A 10695-nucleotide genomic window follows, 5' to 3' on the forward strand; every position below is an offset into this window, starting at 1 on the left:
ATGCGCCGCCTCGAACTGGAATTCCAACCCCGGCGCAGCGGCCCGTTGGCCTGGTCGCTGCTGGCCTTGGGCAGTGCCGTGGTCGCAGGCCTGGTATTGCTTCAGTACACCTTGCAGAACGAGCAGGTCGAGCTGGAAGACAGCGTGCACAGCCTGGAGCTGCAACTGGGACGCCGCCCGGCCACTGCCGCCCCGCAAAGCACGGCTGCCAGCCGCGAGCAGGCCGAGCGCCTGGCGCAGATGCGCAGTGTGTCGCAGCAATTGCAACGCCCGTGGCAGCAGTTGTTCGCCATGCTCGAAGCCATGCCGCAGGACGATGTCGCACTGCTGGGCCTGACCCCGGACGCGCGCAAGGGCCAGGTACGCATCGCCGCCGAAGCACGCAACCTGGAAGCGATGCTGCAGTACCACCAGCGCCTGGAAGCCAGCGACGAGCTCAGCGATGTGTCGCTGCTCAACCACGAGGTGTTGGCCGCGCAGCCTGAGCACCCGGTGCGCTTCACCCTCACCGCCACCTGGGAGACCGGCCATGCGCGCCCTTGAGCTGAACAGCCTGATCCTCCAGGAGCGCCTGCGTCGCGTTGGCCCGGTCGGCTTGGCGGCGGTGGCGGTAGGCCTGCTGGCCGTGGGCGTGGTGTGCGCCGGGGTGCTGCCGCAGTGGCAGAACGTGCGCGAGCTGCGTGCAACCGAGGCGGATGCCAGCGTACAGGTGGAGCGGGTCAAGCGTGGCGAGCTGAAAATCGCCGTCAAGCCCGAGCAGCAGGCGCTCGACAGCCTGCGCCAGCAGCTGCCGGGCCAGCCCCAGGCCAGCGAACTGATCGAGCGCCTTTACCACCTGGCCAGTGCCGAGCACATCAGCCTGGCCCGTGGCGAGTATGCCTTGGGCATCGACCCCAAGACCCAGCTGGCGCGCTACCAGATTGTGCTGCCGGTACGTGGTAGCTACCCGCAGATTCGTGGCTTCCTCAAGGGCCTGCTCAAGCAACTGCCGACCCTGGTGCTGGAAGACCTGGAGCTGCAACGCAAACGCATCGGCGATAGCGAGCTGAATGCCCGCCTGCGCATGACCCTTTACCTGTCGAGGTCGTGATGAACACACAACGTGCAGTCATCTGGGCCGGCTTCCTCGGGGTGAGCGCGGCGTTGGCCTGGGCGCCGGGGCACTGGTTTGGCCAGGACGACGGCGTCGCGGCCTTCGCGGGTAAACCCGCTCCCACAGGGACTGTGGGCGCCGCCGAACCTGTGGGAGCGGGTTTACCCGCGAAAGGGCCGGAACAGGCCTCCAGAGATCTGTTCCCCACCCAGCAATGGACCAAACCCCAGGCCCTGGCCACCGTCACCGAACAGCCCATCGTCGCCGCGCCAGTCGTAGCCGCTGCGCCGACCGCCCCGGCGCTGCCGTTCCAGTTCATCGGCCGCATGGGTACCAACGACGACCAGCAAATCTTTTTGCAGAGCGGCGAAAAACTCTACGTCGTGCGCCAGGGCGACGTGATCGAAGACACCTACCGCCTCGATCGGGTATCGGCCGAAGAGCTGAGCCTGGTCTACCTGCCTTTGCATCAGTCGCAGACTTTGTCTGTAGGGAGCGCACCATGAAGTCGTCAAAGCTGTGCAAACCTGCCCCGTTCCTGCTGATGGCGCTGTGCGTGGCCATTGCCGGCTGCGGCTCCAGTGCGGTTCGCAAGGACAGTGACCAGCTGATGAAAGAGGGCCAGTACGAAGCCGGGATCGCCCGGCTGGAAGAGGCCCTGCGCGACGACCCGCGCGATACCGAGCTGAACATCGCCCTGGCCCATAGCCGTCAGGCCGCTGTCGAGGCGCTGATCACCCAGGCCGATGCCGACCGTATCCGCCATGACTTCGCCAATGCCCGTATGGGCTACGGTCGGGTGCTGACCCTGGAACCGAACAACCGCCGCGCCCAGGAAGGCATCCGCCAGCTGGAGCTGATTCGCACCCTCGACGAGCGTGTAGCGCTGGGCCAGGCCGCACTGCGCCAGGGCGACCTGTTCGGCGCCGAACGCTACATGCGCGAAGTGCTGCGCCTGGACCCGCAAAACCAGAAAGGCATGGCGCTGCGCAGCGACATCGAAAACGTCCAGGCGCGCACCGCACAGCCCTACCCACAGCTGCGTAGCAAGCTGGAGCGGCCGGTCACCCTGGAGTTTCGCGATGCCAACCTGAAGACCATTTTCGAGGTGCTGTCCCAGGTCGCCGGCATCAACTTCATCTTCGACAAGGACATGCGCCCGGACATGAAGGCCACCATCTTCGTGCGTGAGGTGCGCATCGAGGACGCCGTGGCGCTGCTGCTGGAGCAGAACCAGCTGCGCCAGAAAATCGTCAACGACAACACCGTGATGGTTTACCCCGACTCGCCGCAGAAGACCAAGGACTACCAGGAACTGGTCATGCGCACCTTCTACCTGACCAGTATCGATGCCAACACCGCGCTGAACATGGTCAAGACCATGCTCAAGACCCGCGACGTGTTCGTTGACGAGCGCCTCAACACCCTGACCATGCGCGACACCCCGGACGCCGTACGCATGGCCGAGAAGCTGCTGCAGTCGCAGGACCAGTCCAACCCCGAGGTGGTGCTGGAAGTGGAGGTGATGGAAGTGGCCACCTCGCGCATCCTCGACCTCGGCCTGCAATGGCCCAACACCTTCGGCGTGTTGAGCAACGATGGCAAGCCGGTGAGCGTGCTCGACCAGTTGCGCGGCATCGATTCCAGCCGCATCAGCATTGCGCCAGCACCACAGGCCAAGATCAACGCCCAGGACAAGGACATCAACACCCTGGCCAGCCCGGTGATCCGCGTCAGCAACCGTGAGCAGGCACGTATTCACATCGGCCAGCGGGTACCGATCATCAGCGCCACCTCGGTGCCGTCCACCCAAGGCCCGGTGATTACCGAAAGCGTCACCTACCTGGACGTCGGTTTGAAGCTTGAAGTGCAGCCCACCGTGCACCTGAACAACGAGGTGGCGATCAAGGTGGCGCTGGAAGTGAGTAACGCCACACCGCTGGAGGCCACCCGCCAAGGCACCATCCCGGTCCAGGTCGACACCCGCAACGCCCAGACCAGCCTGCGCCTGCACGATGGCGAGACCCAGGTGCTGGCCGGCCTGGTGCGCAACGACCACAACGCCAGCGGCAACAAGATCCCGGGGCTCGGCGATATCCCGGGCCTGGGCCGGCTGTTCGGCAGCAACAAGGACGACATGAGCAAAAGCGAGCTGGTGCTGGCGATTACCCCGCGCATCGTGCGCAACCTGCCGTACCAGAGCCCGTCGGACATGGAGTTTTCCACCGGTACCGAGTCGGCCATGCAGGTACGCCAGATGGCACCGCTGCCACCCATGGACGTACCCGGCAATGCGCCGACCACCGACGCGCCGGTGGTGGACAGCCAGATGGCGGTCGCCCCGGCCAACGGGAGCCCACGCCCATGAAAGCGCAGCGCCGCATGCAGGGTTTCAGCCTGATCGAGGTGGTGCTGACCCTGGCACTGCTCGGGCTGCTGGCCAGCATGGCTGCGCCGCTGACCGAAACCGTGGTGCGCCGCGGCAAGGAGCAGCAACTGCGTGAGGCGCTGTACCAGATTCGCGATGCCATCGACGCCTATAAGCGGGCTTTCGATGCCGGCTACATCGAGAAGCGCCTGGACGCCAGCGGTTACCCGCCAAACCTGCAGGTGCTGGTGGAGGGCGTACGCGACGTGCGCAGTGCCAAGGGCGCGAAGTTCTACTTCCTGCGGCGCATCCCGCACGACCCGCTGGTGGCGGCCAAGGACAGGGACGAAGGCGGTTGGGGCCTGCGAGCTTACGACAGCAGCCCCGACAACCCGCGCGAAGGCGAAGACGTGTTCGACGTGTATTCCAAGGCCCGCGGCAAAGGCCTCAACAACATCCCTTACGGGCAATGGTGACAGCCATGAAACGCAGCAAAGGCTTCACCCTGATCGAGCTGCTGGTGGTGATGGCGATCATCGCCACGCTGTTGACCATCGCCATGCCGCGCTACTTCAACAGCCTGGAAAGCTCCCGCGAGGCCACCCTGCGCCAGAGCCTGGCGGTGCTGCGCGAGGCGCTGGACCACTACTACGGCGACACCGGCCATTACCCGGATTCGCTGGAGCAGTTGGTAGAACAGCGCTACCTGCGCAACACCCCGGTCGACCCGATCACCGAGCGCAGCGACGCCTGGCAGCTGGTGCCACCGCCTGAAGGCGTGGCTGGCGGCGTGGCCGATATCAAGAGCGGTGCCACAGGGAGGGCGCGTGATGGCAGCCTCTTCGCTGAATGGTAAGGCCAACGGCGGCTTCACCTACCTGGGCGTGCTCTTGCTGATTGCTGTCAGCAGCGTGGCCTTGGCCGCCACCGGTACGATCTGGGCCAGCGCCGCCCAGCGCGACCGCGAACGCCAACTGCTGTGGGTGGGCAGCCAGTACGCCCAGGCCCTGCGCAGCTACTACCGCGCCTCGCCGGGCCTGGCCCAGTACCCGCAAGACCTGGCCGACTTGCTGCAGGACAACCGCTTTCCGCAGGCCAAGCGGCACATTCGCAGGCTCTACCCCGACCCCATTACCAACAGCGACGAGTGGGGCCTGCTGCGCTCGATCGACGGCCGCATCACGGGCGTGCACAGCCGCTCGGACGCCACCCCGTTCAAGCGCAGTGGCTTCAGCGCCGAGTGGACCGGTTTCGAAGGGCTGGAACACTACAGCGACTGGCAGTTCGTCGCCGAGCAGGCCTTCAGCGAAGGCGCCGACGGTGTGCAAACCCACAGCGGCCCGGGAGACACGCCATGAATACCCTGGCCGCACTCTGCCTGAGCATGCTGCTGGTGTTGGCCACTTCGGCCAAGGCCTCGAGCGAGGACGAGATGCAGGGCTTCATCGTCGATAACACCATCTCGCACATCGGCCACGACTTTTACTACTACTTCGCCGACCGCCTGCGGGCCACCAGCCGCCTGGACTTCAACCTGGTGGTACGCGAACGCCCGGATGCCCGCTGGGGCAGCCTGGTCACCGTGGAGTTCGAACGTGAGGTCATGTACCGCCGCTTCCTGCCCCCGAACACCACCGAGCTCAAAGACGAGGCCGTTGCAGCCGCCGACCTGGTCAAGCAGCAGATCATTCAACGCAAGCTGCAACGCCTGCTACAGGACACCACCGACTTGGAGAGGGACGAGCTATGAACCACCGCATACCCCGTTGCATCGCCGCCTGCCTGCTGGCCAGCGCCTGTGCTGCCCAGGCCACCGAGCTGGTGTACACCCCGGTCAACCCGGCCTTTGGCGGCAACCCGCTCAACGGCACCTGGCTGCTGAACAACGCCCAGGCGCAGAACGACTACGACGACCCCGACCTCAAGGACCGTGCCTCGGCCTTTACCGGCACCACGGCCCTGGAGCGCTTCAGCAACCAGCTGGAGTCGCGGATGTTGTCGCAGTTGCTGGACAACATCAGCAATGGCAGTACCGGCAGCATGGCGACCGATGCGTTTCTCATCGACGTCATCGACGATTCCGGGGCCTTGAGCATCAAGGTCACCGATCGCGCCACAGGAGAAATTTCGATCATTGAGGTCAGCGGCCTGAACCCCTGAGAGGGAAGGGCTTTTCTGTTGGGGAGAGAACACCATGAAACGTCTGCTGAGCACGCTGCTGATCCTCACCGCCCTGGGCCTGCAAAGTGGTTGCAGCCTGCGCGAACCCATGTCGGCCGAACAGGACTCGGAAACTCCGACCCTGACTCCGCGCGCCTCGACCTACTACGACCTGATCAACATGCCACGGCCCAAAGGCCGGCTGATGGCGGTGGTGTACGGCTTCCGCGACCAGACCGGGCAGTACAAGCCCACCCCGGCCAGCTCGTTCTCCACCAGTGTCACCCAGGGTGCAGCCAGCATGCTGATGGACGCCCTGAGCGCCAGCGGCTGGTTCGTGGTGCTGGAGCGTGAAGGCCTGCAGAACCTGCTGACCGAGCGCAAGATCATCCGTGCTTCGCAGAAAAAACCGGATGTACCGGAAAACATCATGGGCGAGCTGCCACCGCTGCAGGCCGCCAACCTGATGCTGGAGGGCGGAATCATCGCCTACGACACCAACGTGCGCAGCGGCGGGGAGGGCGCCCGCTACCTGGGGATAGACATCTCACGCGAGTACCGGGTGGACCAGGTGACCGTGAACCTGCGCGCGGTGGACGTACGTACCGGGCAGGTGCTGGCCAACGTGATGACCAGCAAGACCATCTACTCGGTCGGGCGCAGTGCCGGGGTGTTCAAGTTCATCGAGTTCAAGAAACTGCTGGAGGCCGAGGTGGGGTACACCACCAACGAACCTGCGCAACTGTGCGTGCTGTCGGCGATCGAGGCGGCGGTGGGGCATTTGCTGGCGCAGGGGATCGAGCGGCGGTTGTGGCAGGTGGCGGGGGATGTGGGGGATGGCAAGGCGACGGTGGACAAGTACCTGAGTCAAAACCAGCAGCCGTGATTGGTTTGGAGGGCCTCTTCGCGGGCTTGCCCGTGAAGAGGCCGGTACAGGCGACATGTTATTTTCATCACTGCGTTACGTCAGCCAAGGAATACATTCGGGTTCACACCGAAGCGGTCGGCCAGCGCCCGGATCTGGCGAACGTTGAGTTTGCGCTTGCCCGACAACAGCTGGGAGACGGTCGACTGGCTGCCGATCTCGGGAAGGTCGCGCTGGCTGACCCCGTGCTCTTCCATCATGGAACGCAGCACTTCGATGCCGGTGGCTTCGGGGATGGGAAAGTGCTTTTTATCGAAGTCGCTGATCAGGTTGGCCATGCACTGCACCAAGCCATCCAGCGGGTGCCCTTCGTCATAGCCGGTGATCTCTTGCAGCTCGTCAAGCGCAGCCACCAGCGTGTTGTAAGCAGCCTCGTCTTTCGGTGTACTGAGCAGAGGCGCCACGAAGGCCCAGTGGTCGACGGCAGTTTTTACCAGAGCATTCATATTCAATCCTTCCACTTGTCTTTGTCGTATTCGGCGTGGCTGAGTACGTACTTTATGTAGACCTGCTGCGTGCTGTAAGACACCCCGGCTATCAGCCTGATCTTGTTGCCGCCGATGTCGAACACATGGAATCGTCCGACCAGGTCCACTGCAGGAAACAAGGCTTTCATTTGCGAGAAATTGCCAGGGGCTTCCTGGCTTATTCGCTTGTACCAGCTCTCCAGCGCCGTAGCAGACTGGGGCCATTTGGCCACCGCCTCAACGATGCGCTTGTGTGTCACCACACGCATGCAAACCCCTTGATTCGCTTTTGCAATATAGCAAAGGCTACCGTCGATTTTTGGCGATTGCAAATCCGAATACAAGAGGGCGGGTGTCGCCCGGTGACGGCCGGTTGTTCCAGTAGCCGACGGCAGTTGTGATTCGCCTTGAGGGCCTCTACAGGTACTGCGTAGCCTTTGAGATCACGCTATCCCTGTAGGAGCGGGTTTACCCGCGAAGAGGCCGGTACAGGCAACGCAATAGCCCAGCACTGCGCCATCCCTTTACGTTAACGTCACCATATGCCACCTTCTACCCCAGCCTGATGACGGCCAGGGATTTCTCCCGCACACTGCGGAAAATTCCCAAGCCCGTTCCCCGCCAATTTCGCGGGGTACAGCCGGAGTAGAAAATGGCGCGACAACTCATAACAAACGCCCAAGACCCGCTGCACGAATCCCGACAGGCCCGCCTGAAGCTGGCCAGCGAAGGCGAGCTGCCGTTGGGCATGCTGCGCGACGAAATCGACGCCTCCTGGCGGCGCAGCCTGGGCCATGGCCTGGATTGCCTGCAAGGCGAGCAGGTTGGCCTGGGCCTGGAGCAGGGCCATGACCTGCGCATGCTGCTGGAGCGCAACCGGCTGCTGGTCGACGCCGTTACCCCCGAACTGGACTACCTGGTCGCTCGTCAGGGCAAGTCGGGCATCGTCATCCTTGGCGACGCCAAGGCCAATGTGCTGGCCATCGAAGGCCAGACCCACGTGCTCGGCCGCGAGGGCCTGCGCGACCTGCACCCGGGCAGTTGCTGGAGCGAGTCGCTGCGCGGCACCAATGCCATCGGCACGGCCGTGGTTGAAGGCCGGCCCACGCTGATCAACTGTGGCGAACACTACCTCGACCGCCTCAGCCCGTTCTCCTGCACGTCCGTGCCCCTGCGTGACCCGCGTGGCGAAGTGATCGGTGTGCTCGATATCACCCGCGAAGGGGTAATGGCGCAACCGCAGGACAGCCTGACCACGCTGATGCTGGCCGCCGGCAACATCGAAAGCCGCATGTTCGGCCTGTGCCACCCCGAGCAACTGGTACTGGCCTTCCACAGCCGACCGCAATACCTCAATAGCGCTTGGCACGGCCTGCTGGCGCTGAGCCTGGACGGTGAAGTGCTGGCGGCCAACGACAGTGCCTGCCAGTTGTTGCAGGTGCCGCGCCATGAGCTGATTGGCCGGCGCAGCACTGAATTGCTCGGCGAGCGTTCACCTGCATTTATTGCGCGCCTGTGGCAGGGTGGCGTGAGCAGTGTGCAGACGGCCAAGGGCGAGTTCTACTTCCGTGCCCTGCAGCTGCCGCGCCATGGTCGGGTCAATGGCAGCGCGCCGGCCAGCAAGCCGACGCTGAGCAAGCAGTCGCCGGCGCTCGACGCCCTGGCCGGTGGCGACCCACGGCTGGCGCGCAATCTGCGCATGGCCCGGCAGGGGCTGGGCAATGGCCTGCCGGTATTGCTGCTGGGCGAGACCGGTACCGGCAAGGAAGTGGTCGCCCGGGCTCTGCACCAAGCCAGCCCGCGGGCCGACAAACCGTTTGTGGCCGTCAACTGCGCAGCCATCCCCGAAGGCTTGATCGAGTCCGAGCTGTTCGGCTATCGCGAGGGCGCGTTCACGGGATCGCGCCGAGGCGGCATGGTCGGGCGGCTGATGCAGGCCCATGGTGGCACGCTGTTCCTTGACGAAATCGGCGACATGCCGCTGGCCTTGCAAGCACGCCTGCTGCGGGTATTGCAGGAGCGGCGGGTGGCGCCGTTGGGGGCGGGCGACGAACAGGACATCGATGTGGCGCTGATTTGCGCGACCCACCGCGACCTCAAACGCCTTGTGCAAGAGCAGCACTTTCGCGAAGACCTGTACTACCGGGTCAACGGTGTGTCGCTGCGCTTGCCGGCGCTGCGCGAGCGTGATGATCTGGCCGCGATCATCCAGGGCCTGCTGGACAAGGCCGATGTTCGTGGCGTGACCCTCGACCCGGCGTTGACTACATTGCTTGAAGGCTTCGACTGGCCGGGCAACATCCGCCAACTGGAAATGGTAATACGCACGGCGCTGGCCATGCGCGAGGACGGCGAGCAGGTGTTGACTCTGGACCACCTCACTGACTGCCTGCTGGACGAACTGGCCAGCGGTACGGCGCCCTCTGGCAGCCTCAAGGACAACGAACTGGAATTGATTCGCGGTGCGCTGGCGCGCCATCAGGGTAACGTGTCGGCCGCCGCCGAGGCCCTGGGCATCAGCCGGGCAACGTTGTACCGCAAGCTCAAACAGTTGCGCGGCTGACGTAGGGGAGCTGTTTTATAGGCTCAAAACTATCATTTTTATCAGTGTCGGGCTCTTAATTGAACGTGGATAATCCAGAACTAAAGCTGTTAATTTGAAAGTGCTCCCTCCCTGATTCTGGAGCTCACGCTACGATAGAGGACGTGCTGATGTTAGAAGTCACGAACAATGGTTGTTATTCGCAGAAGAATTTATCCCGTGGGCCTGGTGTGAGCATGCACGTACTGCCTCAGGCGTATGGCCCGTATGGCTATAGTTTTGTTGGGTCCAGTTTGATGAGCTCGCTTGGTTTTAATGGTCAGTACTTGAGTCATGTGGCGGGGTTGTATTTGTTGGGGAATGGGTATCGAGGGTACTCTTCAAAATTAATGCGCTTCAGTGGTCCGGACTCAATGTCTCCTTTTCAGCGTGGTGGTATTAATTCGTACGCGTATTGTCAGGGTGATCCAATTAACTTGCAGGATCCGAGTGGGCGTTATCCAACGGCGGTAGCACCTCCGCCACGAGGCTCGAATTATGTATTGAATTCAGGGTTGTCCAAGCGCAGATTGCTTGGACGGCAAAGATCTGGATCTATGGAGTCACTGATAAGTAGGCCTATGAGTGGAGAGGTGCCTGAGGGGTGGGATTTAATAGGCTACCATGGAAGCTCACGCGCGAACGCGCCTAGTTTGGAAGGAGTATTGAAACCCAAGCATTCTGGTACTTTTGCAGGTCAAAAGCTCGGCAAGGGTTTTTATCTTGCTCCGAGTGCTAATAACGCCGCTTCATATGCTTGGCAGCATGAGAAAATTGGTCAGCAGCCGCAGTTGTATGAAGTATATGTTGAGAATGCTAATCGATTGAGGTCAGGGAGAGATTATTCGATGAATTCGCGAGGGATGGAGCATAAGGACTTTTTCAGATTTGCAAGGCACTTTGGTGTTATGGATACACTTTTCCCCGATTCATTGGAAGTGGTAATTAGGCCTCGGGTGTACTTTCAAGTTGAAGTGCGTATGGCTCAGTTGCGGGATAAGGTTGTGTATCCAAGGTCACATGAGGCTCCATTCTGAATCTTAGAGAAAAACCACATTGTAAAGGTTTCGGAGTGAGGCGGTTTCTATGGCTTGCCGTACG

General features: G+C 62.5%; 14 protein-coding genes and 1 pseudogene. 13 read left to right on the plus strand and 2 right to left on the minus strand.

The window, feature by feature from the left end:
- Genes QQ992_RS11905 through QQ992_RS11950 form a run of 10 tightly spaced genes read left to right on the plus strand, consistent with a single transcriptional unit; the run spans position 1 to position 6507 of the window.
- Positions 1 to 543 (plus strand): pilus assembly protein, encoded by a 543-nt coding sequence (locus tag QQ992_RS11905; protein WP_286113510.1) that lies wholly within the window; start codon positions 1 to 3, stop codon positions 541 to 543.
- On the plus strand, positions 530 to 1090 hold the full coding sequence (locus QQ992_RS11910; RefSeq protein WP_119369773.1) for a GspMb/PilO family protein: 561 nt from the start codon (positions 530 to 532) through the stop codon (positions 1088 to 1090). Before QQ992_RS11905 ends, QQ992_RS11910 begins: the two co-directional genes overlap by 14 nt.
- Positions 1090 to 1599: a hypothetical protein gene (locus QQ992_RS11915; RefSeq protein WP_286113511.1), complete on the plus strand. Its 510-nt coding sequence runs from the start codon at positions 1090 to 1092 to the stop codon at positions 1597 to 1599. The genes QQ992_RS11910 and QQ992_RS11915 overlap by 1 nt, the downstream gene beginning before the upstream one ends.
- On the plus strand, positions 1596 to 3461 hold the full coding sequence (locus QQ992_RS11920) for a secretin GspD/PilQ domain-containing protein (protein WP_286113512.1): 1866 nt from the start codon (positions 1596 to 1598) through the stop codon (positions 3459 to 3461). Before QQ992_RS11915 ends, QQ992_RS11920 begins: the two co-directional genes overlap by 4 nt.
- Positions 3458 to 3937 (plus strand): type II secretion system protein, encoded by a 480-nt coding sequence (locus QQ992_RS11925; RefSeq protein WP_105947582.1) that lies wholly within the window; start codon positions 3458 to 3460, stop codon positions 3935 to 3937. Before QQ992_RS11920 ends, QQ992_RS11925 begins: the two co-directional genes overlap by 4 nt.
- A gap of 5 nt (positions 3938 to 3942) precedes the next feature.
- Positions 3943 to 4317: a type II secretion system protein gene (locus tag QQ992_RS11930; protein WP_016713967.1), complete on the plus strand. Its 375-nt coding sequence runs from the start codon at positions 3943 to 3945 to the stop codon at positions 4315 to 4317.
- Entirely contained in the window at positions 4292 to 4819 is a 528-nt protein-coding gene (locus QQ992_RS11935; protein ID WP_286113514.1) for a type II secretion system protein, read from the plus strand. The genes QQ992_RS11930 and QQ992_RS11935 overlap by 26 nt, the downstream gene beginning before the upstream one ends.
- Entirely contained in the window at positions 4816 to 5211 is a 396-nt protein-coding gene (csgE, locus tag QQ992_RS11940) for a curli production assembly/transport protein CsgE (protein WP_019097062.1), read from the plus strand. The genes QQ992_RS11935 and csgE overlap by 4 nt, the downstream gene beginning before the upstream one ends.
- Positions 5208 to 5621, plus strand: coding sequence for a curli assembly protein CsgF (locus QQ992_RS11945; protein WP_016487339.1), 414 nt, complete (start codon positions 5208 to 5210; stop codon positions 5619 to 5621). The genes csgE and QQ992_RS11945 overlap by 4 nt, the downstream gene beginning before the upstream one ends.
- Before the next feature lie 34 nt (positions 5622 to 5655).
- Positions 5656 to 6507: a CsgG/HfaB family protein gene (locus QQ992_RS11950; RefSeq protein ID WP_286113515.1), complete on the plus strand. Its 852-nt coding sequence runs from the start codon at positions 5656 to 5658 to the stop codon at positions 6505 to 6507.
- Between the two features lie 80 nt (positions 6508 to 6587).
- Here the strand turns inward: QQ992_RS11950 and QQ992_RS11955 are convergent, their stop codons facing one another.
- Positions 6588 to 6992, minus strand: coding sequence for a helix-turn-helix domain-containing protein (locus tag QQ992_RS11955; RefSeq protein ID WP_286113517.1), 405 nt, complete (start codon positions 6990 to 6992; stop codon positions 6588 to 6590).
- Between the two features lie 2 nt (positions 6993 to 6994).
- Complete coding sequence (locus QQ992_RS11960; protein ID WP_286113519.1) at positions 6995 to 7282, minus strand: type II toxin-antitoxin system HigB family toxin; 288 nt, start codon at positions 7280 to 7282, stop codon at positions 6995 to 6997.
- Between the two features lie 383 nt (positions 7283 to 7665).
- Here QQ992_RS11960 and QQ992_RS11965 point away from each other — a divergent pair, with 383 nt between their 5' ends.
- The 3 genes and pseudogenes from QQ992_RS11965 to QQ992_RS11975 all read left to right on the plus strand — a co-directional run bounded on the left by QQ992_RS11965 (position 7666) and on the right by QQ992_RS11975 (position 10631).
- Positions 7666 to 9576: a sigma-54-dependent Fis family transcriptional regulator gene (locus QQ992_RS11965; protein WP_286113520.1), complete on the plus strand. Its 1911-nt coding sequence runs from the start codon at positions 7666 to 7668 to the stop codon at positions 9574 to 9576.
- Positions 9577 to 9851: 275 nt separating this feature from the next.
- Positions 9852 to 9989 (plus strand): annotated as a pseudogene (locus QQ992_RS28090) (RHS repeat-associated core domain-containing protein); the annotation flags it as partial.
- 270 nt (positions 9990 to 10259) lie between these two features.
- On the plus strand, positions 10260 to 10631 hold the full coding sequence (locus tag QQ992_RS11975; RefSeq protein ID WP_286114018.1) for a hypothetical protein: 372 nt from the start codon (positions 10260 to 10262) through the stop codon (positions 10629 to 10631).
- Positions 10632 to 10695 lie beyond the last annotated feature (64 nt).

It is taken from the genome of Pseudomonas kurunegalensis, from assembly GCF_030291635.1.
GTDB lineage: Bacteria > Pseudomonadota > Gammaproteobacteria > Pseudomonadales > Pseudomonadaceae > Aquipseudomonas > Aquipseudomonas monteilii.